General features: G+C 37.2%; 17 protein-coding genes. All 17 read right to left on the bottom strand.

Annotated features, from left to right (window positions below; translation table 11 throughout):
* Window positions 1–33: 33 nt before the first annotated feature.
* The 17 genes from mnmA to murD all read right to left on the bottom strand — a co-directional run bounded on the left by mnmA (window position 34) and on the right by murD (window position 15,979).
* On the bottom strand, window positions 34–1,161 hold the full coding sequence (mnmA, locus tag HMPREF0493_RS01245; RefSeq protein ID WP_006351430.1) for a tRNA 2-thiouridine(34) synthase MnmA: 1,128 nt from the start codon (window positions 1,159–1,161) through the stop codon (window positions 34–36).
* A 6-nt stretch (window positions 1,162–1,167) separates the two neighbouring features.
* Window positions 1,168–1,509, bottom strand: coding sequence for a DUF1831 domain-containing protein (locus tag HMPREF0493_RS01240; protein ID WP_006351429.1), 342 nt, complete (start codon window positions 1,507–1,509; stop codon window positions 1,168–1,170).
* Window positions 1,510–1,557: 48 nt separating this feature from the next.
* Window positions 1,558–2,715, bottom strand: coding sequence for a cysteine desulfurase family protein (locus HMPREF0493_RS01235; protein WP_006351428.1), 1,158 nt, complete (start codon window positions 2,713–2,715; stop codon window positions 1,558–1,560).
* Window positions 2,716–3,411: a 5'-methylthioadenosine/adenosylhomocysteine nucleosidase gene (locus HMPREF0493_RS01230; protein ID WP_006351427.1), complete on the bottom strand. Its 696-nt coding sequence runs from the start codon at window positions 3,409–3,411 to the stop codon at window positions 2,716–2,718.
* Between the two features lie 18 nt (window positions 3,412–3,429).
* Window positions 3,430–3,750 (bottom strand): hypothetical protein, encoded by a 321-nt coding sequence (locus tag HMPREF0493_RS01225; protein ID WP_006351426.1) that lies wholly within the window; start codon window positions 3,748–3,750, stop codon window positions 3,430–3,432.
* Window positions 3,743–4,318 (bottom strand): NUDIX hydrolase, encoded by a 576-nt coding sequence (locus tag HMPREF0493_RS01220; RefSeq protein WP_006351425.1) that lies wholly within the window; start codon window positions 4,316–4,318, stop codon window positions 3,743–3,745. Before HMPREF0493_RS01220 ends, HMPREF0493_RS01225 begins: the two co-directional genes overlap by 8 nt.
* 21 nt (window positions 4,319–4,339) lie before the next feature.
* Window positions 4,340–4,546, bottom strand: coding sequence for a cold-shock protein (locus HMPREF0493_RS01215; protein ID WP_006351424.1), 207 nt, complete (start codon window positions 4,544–4,546; stop codon window positions 4,340–4,342).
* A complete protein-coding gene (ileS, locus tag HMPREF0493_RS01210) occupies window positions 4,546–7,329 on the bottom strand; it encodes an isoleucine--tRNA ligase (protein WP_006351423.1) in 2,784 nt (927 codons plus the stop codon). The genes HMPREF0493_RS01215 and ileS overlap by 1 nt, the downstream gene beginning before the upstream one ends.
* A gap of 216 nt (window positions 7,330–7,545) precedes the next feature.
* Entirely contained in the window at window positions 7,546–8,295 is a 750-nt protein-coding gene (locus HMPREF0493_RS01205; RefSeq protein ID WP_133286316.1) for a DivIVA domain-containing protein, read from the bottom strand.
* Between the two features lie 14 nt (window positions 8,296–8,309).
* Entirely contained in the window at window positions 8,310–9,110 is an 801-nt protein-coding gene (locus HMPREF0493_RS01200) for a YlmH family RNA-binding protein (protein ID WP_040456825.1), read from the bottom strand.
* Window positions 9,111–9,120: 10 nt separating this feature from the next.
* Window positions 9,121–9,402, bottom strand: a complete 282-nt coding sequence (locus HMPREF0493_RS01195; RefSeq protein ID WP_006351420.1) for a YggT family protein — start codon at window positions 9,400–9,402, stop codon at window positions 9,121–9,123.
* A gap of 3 nt (window positions 9,403–9,405) precedes the next feature.
* Complete coding sequence (locus HMPREF0493_RS01190; protein WP_040456823.1) at window positions 9,406–9,846, bottom strand: cell division protein SepF; 441 nt, start codon at window positions 9,844–9,846, stop codon at window positions 9,406–9,408.
* Between the two features lie 16 nt (window positions 9,847–9,862).
* Entirely contained in the window at window positions 9,863–11,194 is a 1,332-nt protein-coding gene (ftsZ, locus tag HMPREF0493_RS01185; RefSeq protein ID WP_006351418.1) for a cell division protein FtsZ, read from the bottom strand.
* A 14-nt stretch (window positions 11,195–11,208) separates the two neighbouring features.
* Window positions 11,209–12,558 carry a cell division protein FtsA gene (gene ftsA / locus HMPREF0493_RS01180; protein ID WP_006351417.1) on the bottom strand — a complete coding sequence of 450 codons (1,350 nt, stop codon included), beginning with the start codon at window positions 12,556–12,558 and terminating at the stop codon, window positions 11,209–11,211.
* Window positions 12,559–12,620: 62 nt separating this feature from the next.
* On the bottom strand, window positions 12,621–13,475 hold the full coding sequence (locus HMPREF0493_RS01175) for a cell division protein FtsQ/DivIB (RefSeq protein WP_006351416.1): 855 nt from the start codon (window positions 13,473–13,475) through the stop codon (window positions 12,621–12,623).
* Window positions 13,476–13,491: 16 nt separating this feature from the next.
* The gene (gene murG, locus HMPREF0493_RS01170; RefSeq protein WP_006351415.1) at window positions 13,492–14,598 is read right to left on the bottom strand and encodes an undecaprenyldiphospho-muramoylpentapeptide beta-N-acetylglucosaminyltransferase; all 1,107 of its coding nucleotides are present in this window, start codon (window positions 14,596–14,598) and stop codon (window positions 13,492–13,494) included.
* A gap of 1 nt (window position 14,599) precedes the next feature.
* Complete coding sequence (gene murD, locus HMPREF0493_RS01165) at window positions 14,600–15,979, bottom strand: UDP-N-acetylmuramoyl-L-alanine--D-glutamate ligase (RefSeq protein WP_006351414.1); 1,380 nt, start codon at window positions 15,977–15,979, stop codon at window positions 14,600–14,602.
* Between the last annotated feature and the right edge of the window lie 5 nt (window positions 15,980–15,984).

Below are 15,984 nucleotides of genomic sequence, written 5' to 3'. Positions count from 1 at the left end.
AAACTTTGCTCGTTTTATCTCTGTTTGTTCTAATTAGATTAATTGCAGCTGCTTTTCATGTTGGTAAGCCGCGTCAATAAAGCCGCCACCCAAGCACTCCTCGCCATTATAAAGCACAAGTGCTTGACCAGGCGTTACTGCACGCGCTGGTTCATCAAAAAAAACATCAACGCTATTTTCTGCCGCATGATATTTTACAGTAACGCCAACATCACATTGACGATAGCGAAACTTTGCAGAACAATGAAATTCAACATCATGATCAGGCTTGCCAGTGAAGAATGACATGTCACTTGCCTTAAGTTCAGTAGCATAAAGCAATTTGCTGTCATAGCCTTGCTCAACGATCAATTCATTCTTCTTCAAATCTTTACCGACAACAAACCATGGATCTGTTGATTGTTTGGTAGACCCCAGTCCTAAACCTTGTCTTTGACCAATTGTGTAATACATTAATCCAGCGTGCTCACCGACTACGTGACCATCTGGCGTCACCATTTTTCCAGATTTTGCTGGCAAAAATTCACTCAAGAACTTTCTAAAGTTTCTTTCACCAATGAAACAAATTCCAGTTGAATCTTTTTTCTTGGCCGTAGCTAAACCATTGGCAAGTGCAATTTCACGTACTTGTGGCTTAGTTAAATCAGCTAAAGGAAAGATAACTTTTTTAATTTGCTCTTGACTCAACTGACTTAAGAAATATGTTTGATCCTTATTGCCATCTTTAGGGCGCATCATATGCACGATTCCATTTTCATCTTTGACAGTCTTAGCATAGTGTCCCATTGCAATATAGTCAGCATCCAGATCCATAGCGAATTCTAGGAACGATTTAAACTTGATTTGGCTATTGCACATAACATCGGGGTTAGGCGTTCTGCCTTTTTTGTATTCGTTTAAGAAATACTCAAAAACCCGGTGCCAATATTCTTTTTCAAAATTGATTGAATAATAAGGAATGCCGATTTTATCAGCAACTTTTTTGACATCTTCATAATCTTCAGTTGCGGTACAAACACCAGCATCATCGGTGTCGTCCCAATTTTTCATGAAGACGCCAATTACGTCATAGCCTTGTTGTTTAAGAAGAAGTGCAGAAACAGAAGAATCCACGCCTCCACTCATGCCGACAACGACTCTTTTTTTCTTATTATCTACCATCAAAAATCAATCCTTTACTGGAACAATAATTTTACGCTCCTCCAAATCTTTCAAAATATAATTTAAAAGATCGACAGTTGGGGCCAATTGCTTGTTCTTAAAAATATTAACCTTTTGCAAACCATTGCGATCAGTAACAACCATGGTCAGATGTGACAATTCCTTGTTGATTGTAATCTTGAGCTTAGTTGGCGCATTATAAGGTGAATCATTATACAAGGGATGTTCATAGTTAAAATTGCCTTTAGCAGTCTTCATAAAGCCTGCATCAATTAAAGCATATAACTTAATATCCGGACTCAAAGTGAATTTTCGTTTATCACCATTAATCACAACTGTATTTGCCATTTTAATTCCTCGCTTATTAATAATAAGTTACTTTCTTTTTGAAAGCAACTATTTTTCACTGGATTGTTTTTCTTGAGCAATTTCTGCCAATTTCTTTGCAAACCGGCTGACTTCTTCATCTGTATTGTAACGACCAAAAGAAATCCGGATAGATTCCTTGATTCTAGGAGAATCAGCTCCAAAACAAGCAATCAAAACATGTGAAGGCTCTAGTGAACCTGCTGTACATGCTGATCCGCCAGACACTGCATAGCCATTTAAATCAAGCATCGTTTGCAAAACAGTAGTGGAGACACCATCAATCTGCAAATTCAAGACGTGATGAGAGACATTTTCTCCTCGTCCACCATTAATATGATACTTGATCCCTGCTTTATCAAGCGTATTCAAAATAATATCTTGAAAATGCTTATATTTCTTTTGCAGAGAGGCATGGCCAATCGTCATTAACTCTTTAACAGCTTCGCCAAAGCCGGCAATACCAGGAACGTTTTCCGTTCCGGCTCTTCGCTTCATCTCCTGCTCCCCACCAAGTACCAGGTCAGGAATCGTTATCTTGCTATTTTCATATAAAAAGCCTAAGAATTTAGGTCCATTAATTTTATGCGCAGAAACGGACAAGAAATCAATCTTCATCTTCTTAACGTCTAAATCAATTGAGCCCATCCCTTGAACGGCATCTACATGAAAATAAGCATTGCTATCAGCCACTAGCTCACCAATTTTTTGAATTGGCATAATTGAGCCTACTTCATTATTGACAGCCATGATTGAAACCAAAATCGTGTCCGGAGTTAGTTCCTTTTTCAACTGATCAAGAGAAATATGTCCGCTTTCGTCGACATCAAGATAAACCACTTCGTAGCCTTGTTTCTCTAATCTCTTCATCGGATTTAAAACGGAAGGGTGTTCAATTTTAGTGGTAATTATTTTTTTGCCGATATCTTTGCGACTGTAAGCTGTACCAAAAATAGCTGTATTATTGCTTTCTGAGCCGCCAGAAGTAAAGATGATCTCACCATCTTGAGCATTAATCGCCTGCGCAATCTGATGACGTGCCTGATCGATAACATGTCTTGCCTGTCTGCCCAGTTGATACGTACTAGAAGCATTGCCAAAATCATTTTTCATTTGGTCAGTGATCACATCGATTACTTTTGGCGACATTGGCGTCGTAGCAGCGTTATCTAAGTAAATCTCACTCATTTAATCAATCTCCTCTACATAATCACAGATTAATTTTGCAGCCTTAGCTCCAACTTTTTTAACAAAAGCGTCAAAGTCTTCATTGGCGTCTTCATCACCGTTATCAGAGATTGCTCGCATCGCAATCAAAGGCTTATTGAAGTGATATGCGACTTGTGCGAAAGCTGCTCCTTCCATTTCTACGCCAAGTGCATCTGGAAAATTCTTCTTAATTGTCTTCTTTTGTGCATCAGACGCAATAAATGAGTCACCAGTTACAACTAAGCCTTCCTTATAATCAACGCCCTTAGACTTTAAATATTGGCCAAATTTTGCTCTTTCAGGTGAATCAAGCTTAAAGCGTGCAGGTTCTTGTGGAATCTGTCCTTCAACATAATCACCCGCCATCGTATTATGCGCATCATGGTATGCAAATTCGCTAGGAAGAATCAAATCTTCTTTATGAACGTCGGGATTCATTGAACCAGCTGAACCTGTCATAAAAATCATGTCAATATCAACGTTGCTCAATAAACTAGCCAAATTCATAGCTGCTTGCACTTTGCCAATTCCACTCAAGCCAAGGTAAACATCGTTACCATTAACAGAAAAATGTTCGAATACAGTTGATCCGAACATTTCCTTATCTTCTGAGTGAAAGTATTTGCGGTAATAAGCAGCCTCAATTTCCATTGGGGCAATAATCGCAATCTTCATACTTTTCCTCTATTCTTTTTATAAATGAAACAGTGCCAAAAGCACCAATATGATCAGAACGAACACTATCAGAATAGCACGATTCAATCTCTTTTTCAGTCTTAAACTCTTATCTTCTCGCGACAAGCCAGTATCAATTGGTTCAGAATTATTTGCAAATTCTTGACAATCATCAGTAAAGGATCGTCTCTCCGTTTGAGTTCTTTGAAATTCCGGATTGACGTCTACTTTCTCTTCGGTGCTATCTTGATCAGCAAAAGCCGATCTGATATGATGTAAAAGTTTTTTACCTTTTTTTCTTGATTGTTGTCTGCGATAATCAGAACGTTTTTCAGCCATCTTTTTCCTTCGTATCTTGGGCACTAGTTAATAACATATTCTCCCAAAATGTAATGGCATAAACCGTTTTAGCATCAACAATTTTGCCTTCAGACATTAACTTTTTTAAATCATCCAAACTATACCAGTCTGCAGTCAAAAACTCGTCTGCATCAAGCGAACGCTTTTCTTGCAGCTTGGTTAAAGTATCACAATAGAAAAGATACAGCTTTTCATCGGTAAAACCAACAGAAGAATAAAATTCTGCTACTTTTTCCCAATAATCAGCTTCATAGCCGCCTTCTTCATTAAGCTCACGCTTAATTGCATCTAGCGGACTATTATCTGTTTCGTCAATTAAACCAGCCGGAATTTCAAGAGTTAAGGCTTTAATTGGCTCACGCCATTGCTTAACCAGCAGCATCTGCTTTTTATCATTAATTGCAATTGCTGCCGCTGCAGGCTGGTGCTTAACTACTTCTCGCGTTGAAGTTTCTCCGTTTGGGAGCTTAATTGTTCTAACATATAACTCAACAATTCTACCCTTAAAGATGGGTTGAGAAGAAATTTCTGTTTCTTTTAAATCCATTCAAACTTCCACCTATCTTAATTAGTCAGCCAAATATACATTCACGCATTGCAAACCATTTTTGCCTTGTGCTAATTGATATTTCACTCTTTGGCCAACCTCTAATCGTTTATATCCTTCTTCTTTAATAGCAGTATAAAAGACAAAGTAAGACTTATGGTTCTGCTCATCGGTGATAAAACCATAGCTGCTTCCTTCATCAAACTGTTTTACTGTTCCTAAACGCATTATTTTTCAAGTCCCTCTTCGGCAGCTTCTGGGAAATTAGCCTCAACAATTTCAGCACAACGACCACAAAGCATTGGCAATTTTGGATCCTTGCCGATGTCGTTTCTGATCATTCGACAACGTGGACAAACTTCGCCTTCTGCGTGTTCAACAACAATTGCAGCATTATTAAGCTTTTCAGCATTTGCTGGAGCTTCACCATAAACAATTGTTAGCTTAGAAACAATCAAGATTTCTCTGAAGTTTGCCTTCAAATCATCGAGCATTGACTTAGTTTCTTTATCAGGATAGATCGTAACAGCTGCTTCAAATGATTTACCAATCAGTTTATTATTTCTTGCGTCTTCCAATGCCTTCAAAACATCATCACGAAGATTCATGAATTTATGCCAGTTTTCAAGCAATTCTTCACGATTTTCGTAAGTTACAACTTCTGGCATGTTAGCAAGTTGGACATAGTTTTCTTTTTCTTTCAAAAAGCTCCATACTTCTTCCATCGTGTGTGGCAAGATTGGTGTCAAAATTTTAGCTAATTTAACTGCTGCATCGTAAATTACAGTTTGCATTGAACGACGTGCATGACTGTCTTTAGCTTCAATATAAAGAACATCCTTAGCAAAGTCTAAGTAGAATGATGAAAGATCATTTGAAATAAAGTTAAAGACCTTCTTGAAGACAGTTGAGAAGTCATATTTATCGTAAGCAGCAAGACAGTCTCTAATCAAATCATTGAGCTTTACTTCCATGTATTGGTCGACAGAACGCAAATCTTCATAAGCAATCCTATTTTTTTCTGGATCAAAATCGCTTGTGTTGGCCAACATGTAACGGAAGGTATTTCTAATCTTACGGTAGCTTTCTGCAGATTGACTCAAAATATCATAAGATACGGCAACGTCAGAAGAAGTATCTGCTTGAGCTACCCAGAGACGAATAATTTCGGCACCCATCTTCTTGATAACGTCATTTGGTGAAATAACATTGCCAAGTGATTTAGACATCTTGTGGCCCTTGTCATCCAACACAAAGCCTTGTGATAAAACTTGTTTGTAAGGTGCCAAGCCAGTGGTAGCAACTGAAGTAATTAAACTAGAGTTGAACCAGCCACGGTATTGGTCAGAGCCTTCAAGATAGAGATCAGCTGGGAAATGAAGCCCATCGCGTTTTCTCATGACACCAGCCCATGATGTCCCAGAGTCAAACCAAACATCCAAGATATCTTTTTCTTTAGTATATTCGCCATTTGGTGAATGTTCTGAAGTAAAGCCTTCTGGAAGCAATTCTTTAGCAGTGTGCTTGTACCAAGCAATTGTTCCTTCTTTTTCAACGATCTTAGCTACATGTTCAATAGTTTCAGGAGCAACAATTGGAGTGCCATCTTCTGCGTAGAAAATTGGAAGTGGAACACCCCAAGCACGTTGACGGGAAATTACCCAGTCGCCACGATCTTTAATCATGTTGTAAAGACGAGTTTTACCCCATGAAGGAATGAAGCTGGCCTTGTCAATTTGATCAAGAATTTGTTTTCTGAATGGTTCAATTGAAGCAAACCATTGCGTAGTAGCCCTGAAAATAACTGGTTTCTTAGTACGCCAATCATGTGGGTATGAGTGGGTAAAGACTTTGAGCTTAAGCAAAGCTCCACAGTCCTTAAGCTTTTGCACCATTAACTTATCGACATCCTGATAAAACATGCCGGCTAATTCAGGTACTTCATCAGTATATTTTCCTTGTGCATCAACTGGACTAAAAATTGGCAAGTGGTACTTTTGACCAACATTAAAGTCATCTTCACCAAAGCCAGGTGCAGTATGAACCAAACCAGTACCATCATCCAAAGTTACATGGAAGCCTTCAATAACCAAGCTTTCTTTATCGTAAAGAGGATGCTTAGCAGTCATGTATTCCATGTCTGCACCCTTGATAGTCTTGATTACTTTATAATCTTTCCAACCAATTTGTTCAGCAACGCTATCAAGCAAGCCTGCAGCTACAACGTAGTTCTTGTCGCCAACGTTTACTACTACGTAATCAAACTTAGGGTTTACACAAATTGCTTCATTAGCTGGAATAGTCCAAGGAGTAGTAGTCCAGATTACAAAATAGGTATTTTCTGGATCGATAATTCCTTTGCCATCTTTAACTGGGAAGGCAACGAAAATTGAATTTGCTTTAACGTCTTTATATTCAACTTCGGCCTCTGCTAAAGTTGATTCACTTGACCATGACCAGTAAACAGGCTTCTTACCCTTATAGATGTAGCCCTTCTTATACATTTCGCCAAAAATCCTGATTTCTTCAGCTTCGAATTCAGGTTGTAAAGTAATGTAAGGATGATCCCAGTCAGCCATTACACCTAAGCGCTTGAAGTCGGTCATTTGCTTTTTAATTTGCTTTTCAGCGTATTCATGACAAAGTTCACGATACTTTGCACGATCCATTGTCTTACGATCTACGCCCTTTTTAGCAAGTTGTTGTTCAACAGGAAGGCCGTGAGTATCCCATCCAGGAACATAAGGTGCGTAATAGCCATCCATGTTCTTGTAACGAACAATGATATCCTTGGAAATCTTGTTTAAGGCATGGCCCATATGAATGTTGCCGTTAGCAAATGGAGGGCCATCATGCAAGTCAAAACGAGGCTTGCCTTCGTTTAACTTTAATCTTTGTTCATATAATTTATTTTCTTCCCATTGTTTTTGCCATTGAGCTTCACGGACAGGAAGATTGCCGCGCATCTTAAATTTAGTTTTGCCTAAATTCAAAGTATCCTTGATTCTCATTCAAAATTCCTTTCTAGCAAAAAAGCCTCGTCCCTAATTTAGGACGAGGTTAACCGTGGTACCACCTAATTTGAGCCAAAAGCTCCACTTATCGTTGCGTATCATGCAACTAAACGCTTAGACCCAATCGGCAGCTGATCAACTTTTAGGCTCTTTTGTTAGCCTTCCACCATCGCTAACTCGCTGAATTGCCCTTAAGTTTTACTGTCAGTCTAATTAATTCTTTCGATCTTTATAGTCGTCGGGAAAGATAATTGTAGGACCAGCGTTTAATCTGGTTCTTCTCTGTGGTTTAACATCAATTGTCTCTTCACTTGGACTATCGCCCACAATTGGTTTTGTATCGTCATTAGTAGGCTTATGAGAAGATTCTAAAGCATCTTCAGCAGATTTGTCAACTTTCTTTGACTCATCATTAGCAGTTGGAATAGGTTCAGAACCATCCTCTGGGTAATAACGATCAGTATCAAAATATTTGTCTAAAGCCTTTTGCCATTGATCATCATTTAAAATAGTAATCTGCTTTTTGAGCATCTCTTGTAATTGTGCTCTAAAAGAACCTACTTCTTCTTTAAGACGATCGTAATCTTCAGCTAGAGTATCTTTCTGTTGCTGCTCAAATTTAGTATCTGTAGCAATTTGATTTTTGGCATCGTTAATAATACTGTCTGCTTTTTCTTGAGCTTCTTTTTTAATTCGCGTAGCTGATTCTTGTGCTGAAACCGATACCTCGTTTACTTCTTGTTCACGTTGACGATATTGTTGCAATTCATTCTTAAGATTTTCATTTTCATCTTCAAATTGATCCAGTTTCTTGTTGAGATCAACTTCTTTATTCTTAAGATCAACCACTTGATCAAGAGCGTCACCATAATCGTCAACAATCTCATCTAAGAATTTGTCGACTTCATAACGATCATACCCATTTCTGCCCCGACGTTTGAACTCTTTGTTATGAATATCCATCGGAGTAATTTGACTTACCTTTTTTTCTTCGTTTGCCAAAGCTTCAACACCACCCTAAATTTTCCTTTTCTTGTAGAAGCAATGCTCGTAATTTGTAACCGACCAAAATGGCGCAAACTGATCACATCATTTTCTTTAATCATTATATTAGAATTTACAATATCATGCCAATTTAATTTGACTGTTCCGTCTTCAATTTGCGTTTTTAATTGCGTTCTGCTTTGCTTACTGATGCCAGCCAAAATTGCATCTAATCTTAATGAAGAAACAATTTCAACCTTTTCAATTGAATCATCTTCAGGAACAAGTACTTCTTTAAAAGAAATTGGCTGCAATTTTACCTTGCTTTTACCAATTCTAACGATTTGCTCTTCAAAATAGCTTTGCAATTCCTTTTTTGCAAAAAATTGCCATTTGCCATGTCCATCTGTAATAATATCGCCAAAAGTATCAGTTTTAATCCCAGAATTAGCTAATGTTCCTAAAATTGAGCTATGTGTCAACTTATAAAATTTGGTTGGATATTGTATTTCAAAAGCTTGGACTTGAAAGTCAGTTGTTCTAAAATTTTCCCACTCTTCACTTAGATAAACTCTTCTTTTCTCAGAATTTAGATAACCGCCAAAATCTTGCAAAAAAGCCTCATTACCAACAATTATTTTTAATATTTCCCGTTGTCCGGGATCTAAGAAATCTGTTAATAAGCTTTCATGCTTAAATACTAAGTTATTAAAAAGACCAACAAGTTTATCAACTGTTGGTCTTTCATCTAATTGAAAATGTGGGTAAAAACTACTCGCTTGTCTTTTTTCCATTAACCCACCATTAAATAAATCTGTATGCAATATTTTGGATTAATCCTTGAATCAAATAAAGAATAAAAATACCAATTACAGGCGAAATATCAATTCCTGTACTAAAAGCTAATTTAGCAACTGGTCCTCTTCTAAACAGATTCAGATATGGATTCACAATTCTATTAAGCAATCTGCCAACAAATGAATTGGCTAAAAAAGGAAGCCAGCTCATAATTGCATCAATTACCAAAATAATGCTATAAATCCAAATAATATAGGATATTCCAATAAAAATGTAGTAACCAATCATTAACTAGTCCAAATTATCTTTCTTATCAACTAATTCACTGATCTTGCCATCAGTAACGAATTTTGGAGGTGTAGCTAAGAAGATCTTGTCGCCAATTCTTTGAATTTTACCATTTAGAGCATAAACAGTACCGGTAATAAAATCAACGATTCTTCTAGCTGAGCTATCTTCCATTCCGCTAAAGTTAATTACAACAGCCTTATTTTGCAATAAGTTTTGTGCAACATCTTTAGCATCAGAATATACACGAGGTTCATATAAAACGATTTGACTCTTGCTTGAATTCATTCCAGATTTAATAGAAACCACATTATCGCGGTTAACTGTATTCAGTGGAATTTGAGTATCATCGTTTTCTTGATCTTGAGTATATTCTTCTTCATCCACTACATTATCATCATCGTCGGAAATTCCGAAGAATCTACCTAATTTATCAAAAGCCATCTTTCTTTCCCCCCTATTAGTTTTCACCGCGGTGCTTGAAAAATGGGATGTCATTATTATCATCGTCATCATCTTGTGCACTGGTTTCAATTTGTGAAATACTATTTTGATCTTCGCTGCTGAAATAGTCAAAGCTGTCATCTTGACCAGCGTTTGTGTTAGTTGGTGTAGTTCTTCTAGTAGTTTGGTCATCGTTATTTAAGCCCCAAACACTAGTTGGATCAACCATACTCTCGTGTTCAGCAGTCGTATTATTGGTACTTTGATTTACTGTTGGTTGAACAGTTTGACCAATCGTTGGCTTAGTAGCTTGAGCTTCTTCAGTCTTCTTAGGTTGAGACTTGATTTGGTGGCTTCTGCCTGGCAATTGTTTTGAAGCAGCTTCTTCTGTAGCCGAATCAATTCCTGTAGCAATAACTGTGACAACTACTTCGTCACCCAAGTTAGGATTAATTGAAGTACCAAAGATAATGTTAACATCGTCACCAGCTGCCTTAGAAACAATTTCAGATGCATCTTGAGCTTCAAATAATGTCAAATCTGGTCCACCAGTAATGTTAAGCAACACTTGTTTAGCACCATCGATTGAGACTTCAAGCAATGGTGATGAAATAGCCAATTTAGTAGCTTCAACAGTTCTGTTTTCACCACTAGCACGACCAATACCCATCAAGGCAGCACCCTGGTTTTCCATAACTGTCTTAACATCAGCAAAGTCCAAGTTAACGTAGTCTGTAGAAGTAATCAAGTCTGAAATACCTTGAACACCTTGCTTTAAGACATTGTCTGCTTCTTTAAAGGCATCCATCATTGGAGTCTTCTTATCAACCATTTCAAGTAAGCGGTTGTTGGCAATAATAACTAGAGTATCAACATATTGCTTTAATTGAGTGATACCTTCAGCGGCATTTCTGGAACGCTTCGGGCCTTCAAAACTAAATGGTCTAGTAACAACACCAACAGTTAAAGCACCAGTTTCTCTTGCAATCTTAGCAACAACTGGAGCAGCCCCGGTACCAGTACCACCACCCATTCCGGCAGTGATAAAGATCATATCTGCACCTTTTAAGGCATCTTCAATCGTTTGCTCACTTTCTTCAGCGGCTTTTTGACCAACCTCAGGATGTGAACCAGCACCTAAACCTCTTGTCAATTTAGGCCCTAATTGAATTTTTTCCTCTGCTTTATTACTATTAAGTGCTTGTACATCTGTATTAGCTGCAATAAATGAAACACCTTGAACACCATCATCAATCATTCGGTTAACAGCATTACCACCGGCGCCACCAACACCGATTACTTTAATAACAGCATTTTTATTGTCGTCTGAATCGAATGTAAAATCCATCTAATTAACCACCTTTAGGCAAAGAACTTTTTGAAGAAGTCTTTTATTCTTCCTGTTCTGTTTTTATTTTCTTTTTTCTCAGAAGAATGATCTCTTCTTGGCATTTTATCTTTATTATAAGCTTCTTTTGCTTCAGTTTCACTAGAAGTAACCGTTCTTTTCAAATTATTACTCTCTTTTTCTGAAGAACGACTTGGTTCAGCACTGACCGGTCCACCATAAATAGCGGTATTTACCAAAAAGTCAATATCAGACATTTTATAAACATAATTTACAATGCCGTATGCAGCAGTATAAATTGGACTTCTCATTCCCATTTGTTCTGGTTGATAGATCCGCGTCTTGATATTTAAGGTATTAGCAACCAAACTATCAATGCCTTGAAGCAAACTGCCTCCACCGGTGATAATTATGCCGCCTGGCAATTTAAGAGCATTGGTTTTGACTAATCCTTTACCAATTCTCTTAATAATTTGCATTAACCGAGCATTAATAATTTCGCTTAAGTAAACCTCATCTACCATTTGTTGTCCATTCGAACCAACACTATTAACGGCAAACTTGTCATTCTTTGAAGCTAAACTTGGTTCAGCAAAGCCATAATCTAATTTGATTTGCTCTGCATCTTTCTTGGAGGTACTTAATACAACGGAAATATCATTGCTGATGTCGCTACCACCTTCAAGATCAGTCTTAGCGTATTTGATTTGACCTTCATGAATACTTGTTGCAGTGGAAGTACCGCCACCTAAGTCAAGAATAATAGAGCCAAAGGTTCTTTCACCTTCATCTAAGGCAACGCTAGCTATAGCTAATGGAGTTGGAACGAAGAAATTGTTCTTATAGCCTGCTCTTTCAATTGCCTTTCTAATATTGTGCAATGAACCCGATGGTGCAGTTAAAATAATGCCACGAACAGCCAAGCTGTGTGCAATCATCTTACGTGGGTCGTCAACATCCGTTTTACCATCAATCATAAATCTGCTTGGCAAGAAAGCAATTGGATCGTAGCCGTCTTTAACGGCTGACTTAATTGCAGATTGCAAAACACGTTTAACATCTTCATTGCCAACTTCTTGACCGTTATCGCTGACAGTTGTAATTCCGGTAGCTGTCTCTAATTGCAATAAGCCTACAGGTATGCCAGTTACTACTCGATAAATATTAGAATTGGTCTTCTCTGCCACTTCTTTAAGCGTTTGACTGATTGCAGCTGCGGTTTGATCAATATCAACTATTTTACCGTGCCGCATCCCTGTGTTTGGTGTTGCTACTGCACCAATTACTTTACCGTCATCGGCAACAACTGCTTTTATACTGGTGGTACCAATATCTAAGCCGACCAAAAGATTTGAATAATCCAAAATTAAGCCCCCATTAATAATTGCATTGCAAAAATTTTAACATAAAAGTGGATTCAATACAGCTATGATATGCCATAAGCCTTCATTTCACTCTTTGTTAAAGGTCTACTAAAAGCACCGACTTCAAGATCAATTAAACTGTTTTTGCCAGCTTTCTTCTTGATCGCATTATAATATTTGATTTTTTGCTTAAAGGTAGAGATATCGCCGATAACGACATTGCCATCTTTCATCACTAGAATAATCTGTGATTTTCTAATGGCACTCCCACTCAGCAGCTTGACTTGATTACGAAAAGAAGCAGGTAAACTGTTAAAGAGCTCCAAATCATCTATCAAAGATGTCTTCTTGCTATAGCCAATAAAAAGCGGTTTGCCCTGATCAATTTTTGACCAGGCAAGAGCATTGCTGCCAATCTTTCCATTAGATAAAAGCTTGCGATAGCCATCTTTAACTTTGATATAAGCTATTGTCGGGTATTCTTTAACATTTAATACTAATCGATTAATATGACTTATTTCAACACTGACGTGCTGAATTTCTGGATATTTCTGTTCCAAATTGCTATTCAATTTTTTAGAATTGAGCCGATAATCGATTAATTTATCTGAGGCTTTTATCCCTGAACTGGACACAACTTTCTTCGAGGATAAGTCATCAGCTCCTACCACTTGAACATTATTAACATTAGCTAGTGGAGAAACATAATAGCCTAAGATGAGGACAGCTATAAGTGAAGTACCAACAATGATACCTAAGTTTTTAAAAAGCGATTTCCGACGATAACTTTTTAGTTTAGATAATGAGGCAGAAACCTTGCTCTTCTTTTTATGATTGCGATTTTGATTTTCTTGGTGATTAAGATATGGTGATAATTCTTTTCGTGGATCTATCTTTGTCACTCTTTTTTTAGGCATCTGCCTCACCTTCTTTCTAACGAGAAATCTCTTTCATTACTTTAATAACTTGATCTGAAGCATTAGGAACACCTAAGGCCTTTGAAGCTTCAGACATCTTCTTAGCATATTTTTCATCGAGTAAAATATGATCGACAGAAGAAACGAAATTATTAGGGTTCAAATCATCTTCTGGCAATACTAAAGCAGCACCTGCTTTTTCAAGATCCAAAGCGTTCTTCATTTGGTGATTATGAGTAACATTTGGACTTGGAATTAAAATTGCAGGAACACCTAGGGCAGTAAACTCAGCAATACTAGTAGCTCCGGATCTGGCAACTACACAGGTTATCTCTGGCAAAAGTGCTGGCATATCTTTAATATATGGCAAAATTTTAATGTTGCTGCCAATGTCGATCCCATTTATTTTCTTTTGAACTGCATCGAAATAATAAGTACCAGTTGCCCAAATTACTTGATATGGTTTTTTCTTCAATTCCATCAGTGATTTCAACATGATGCGGTTAATTGCAAGAGCACCACGTGAACCACCAAAGACTAAAACAGTTGGAATATTTGCACTTAAATTCCATTTTTCGACTAAATCAATTTTTTTATTATTAAGACCTAAAACTTGTTGAGAACGAGGGTTGCCTGTTTTAACCAATTTCTTCTTTTCAGAAAATTGTTTAGCAGCGTCATCGAAAGTGTAGCAGATTTTATCTACATAGTGACCTAAAAACTTATTTGCTAAACCAACAACAGAGTTAGATTCATGGATCATCGTTGGAATATGCATTTTGGCTGCTTCATAAACAAGAGCACCTGAAACGTAGCCACCGGTTCCTAAAACAACATCAGGCTTAAAATCATCTAAAATTTCTTTAGCACGTTTGGTTGCTTTGAAAAACAATTCGATTGTTTCAAAATTCTTCAAAGGATGCTTACGGTTAAATCCTTGAATTTTTATTGTTTTAAAGTTAACACCCGCTGCTGGAACAATCTTTGATTCCAATCCCTTTTGTGTTCCGACAAAAAGAATTTCATCATTAGTACAAATTCCGCGTTCTTTCAAACGTTCGATAATTGCCATAATTGGATAAATGTGACCGCCAGTACCGCCACCAGTAAAAATAACTCTCATTTTATTTAGTCTTTAATTCCTTTACAAAACTTACGAAATAGTCTCCACGTTCTTCGAATGTTCTAAATTGGTCCCATGATGCACATGCTGGTGAGAACAATAAAACATCACCAGGTTCGGTTAATTCATATGCCTTTGGTACTGCCTCTTGTAAAGTATTTTCGATTACAATATCTTTAATGCCAGCTTTTCTTGCTGCATCAGCCAACAAATACTTTGTTTCACCATACAAGACAATGGCCTTAACATGCTCTTTAAAAAGCGGAACCAATGAATCAAAAGTAAAGCCACGATCAAGTCCACCTGCAATCAAAACCTCTGGCTGCTTAAATGATGGAATAGCCACAGTGGCTGCTTCAATATTGGTTGATTTTGAATCATTATAAATTTTTCTGCCATCCAAAGTCATGACATATTGCAGACGGTGCTTAGCACCAGCAAAAGTGCTTAAAACAGCTTGAATATCATCATTTTCGGCACCCATTAATTTGGAAATAGCAATGGCAACTAAACAGTTTTGTTGGTTATGAATACCTGGCAATTTAATGTCATCGATCTTCATAATCTTTTCGCTTTGACTTTCAAGGTATTCATCACCAATAAAGTAGTCCGCTGAATTATCTTTTTCAGAGAAGGTTTGAATTTTTGCTTTAGTAGTTTCTTTTTCCTTCTTCAAAATATCTTTTTGATCAAAGTTTGCAATGAAATAATCTGCTGAATTTTGGAAACGAGTAACATTCAATTTAGCATTTACATAATTTTCGAAAGTCTTGTGATAATCCAAGTGAACATTATGATAAATATCTATAATTGCTGCCACTTTAGGATCGATATCAGTGACACCCAATAATTGGAAACTTGAAATTTCAACCACCAAGATGTCATCCTTTGTGGCTTTAGGAACTACCTCGGAAATTGGGACACCAATGTTGCCAACAGCATATGCATGATGCCCAGACTTTTGCAAATGATGATCCAAAATTCTTTGCGTCAGCATAACTGTAGTAGTTTTACCATTTGAACCAGTTACGCAAACATAAGGTGCTTCACTGCAGCTTAAAGCAATCTCAGGTTCTGTGATAATGGGAACTTTCTTTTCCTCAGCTTTTTGCACCATTGGATTTTCATAAGGAATTCCTGGGTTTTTAACCATGTAGTCAAAATGCTCTTGATCGAATAATTCAACGGGATGATGTCCGCCAATTACTCTTACGCCTAACTTTTTGAGTTCTTGTGCTTTATCATTTTTGTCCAGATCAGCCTTATCATTTAAAGTCAACTTGGCGCCTAATTGAAGAAGCACTTTGCTAACTGCAAAGCCACTTTTTCCTAAACCTAAAACTAGAATATTTTTATCTTTATATGTATCGATCTGTTTCATTTATT

Origin of the sequence: Lactobacillus amylolyticus DSM 11664 (assembly GCF_000178475.1) — a bacterium.
GTDB classification, from domain to species: domain Bacteria; phylum Bacillota; class Bacilli; order Lactobacillales; family Lactobacillaceae; genus Lactobacillus; species Lactobacillus amylolyticus.
This window is presented reverse-complemented; position numbering and strand designations above follow the sequence as displayed.

Bases quoted from the DNA above. Each gene is read 5' to 3' on its own strand.
- mnmA (WP_006351430.1), bottom strand. From the start codon at position 1,161: ATGGTAGATAATAAGAAAAAAAGAGTCGTTGTCGGCATGAGTGGAGGC.
- HMPREF0493_RS01240 (WP_006351429.1), bottom strand. From the start codon at position 1,509: ATGGCAAATACAGTTGTGATTAATGGTGATAAACGAAAATTCACTTTG.
- HMPREF0493_RS01235 (WP_006351428.1), bottom strand. From the start codon at position 2,715: ATGAGTGAGATTTACTTAGATAACGCTGCTACGACGCCAATGTCGCCA.
- HMPREF0493_RS01230 (WP_006351427.1), bottom strand. From the start codon at position 3,411: ATGAAGATTGCGATTATTGCCCCAATGGAAATTGAGGCTGCTTATTAC.
- HMPREF0493_RS01225 (WP_006351426.1), bottom strand. From the start codon at position 3,750: ATGGCTGAAAAACGTTCTGATTATCGCAGACAACAATCAAGAAAAAAA.
- HMPREF0493_RS01220 (WP_006351425.1), bottom strand. From the start codon at position 4,318: ATGGATTTAAAAGAAACAGAAATTTCTTCTCAACCCATCTTTAAGGGT.
- HMPREF0493_RS01215 (WP_006351424.1), bottom strand. From the start codon at position 4,546: ATGCGTTTAGGAACAGTAAAACAGTTTGATGAAGGAAGCAGCTATGGT.
- ileS (WP_006351423.1), bottom strand. From the start codon at position 7,329: ATGAGAATCAAGGATACTTTGAATTTAGGCAAAACTAAATTTAAGATG.
- HMPREF0493_RS01205 (WP_133286316.1), bottom strand. From the start codon at position 8,295: ATGGATATTCATAACAAAGAGTTCAAACGTCGGGGCAGAAATGGGTAT.
- HMPREF0493_RS01200 (WP_040456825.1), bottom strand. From the start codon at position 9,110: ATGGAAAAAAGACAAGCGAGTAGTTTTTACCCACATTTTCAATTAGAT.
- HMPREF0493_RS01195 (WP_006351420.1), bottom strand. From the start codon at position 9,402: ATGATTGGTTACTACATTTTTATTGGAATATCCTATATTATTTGGATT.
- HMPREF0493_RS01190 (WP_040456823.1), bottom strand. From the start codon at position 9,846: ATGGCTTTTGATAAATTAGGTAGATTCTTCGGAATTTCCGACGATGAT.
- ftsZ (WP_006351418.1), bottom strand. From the start codon at position 11,194: ATGGATTTTACATTCGATTCAGACGACAATAAAAATGCTGTTATTAAA.
- HMPREF0493_RS01175 (WP_006351416.1), bottom strand. From the start codon at position 13,475: ATGCCTAAAAAAAGAGTGACAAAGATAGATCCACGAAAAGAATTATCA.
- murG (WP_006351415.1), bottom strand. From the start codon at position 14,598: ATGAGAGTTATTTTTACTGGTGGCGGTACTGGCGGTCACATTTATCCA.
- murD (WP_006351414.1), bottom strand. From the start codon at position 15,979: ATGAAACAGATCGATACATATAAAGATAAAAATATTCTAGTTTTAGGT.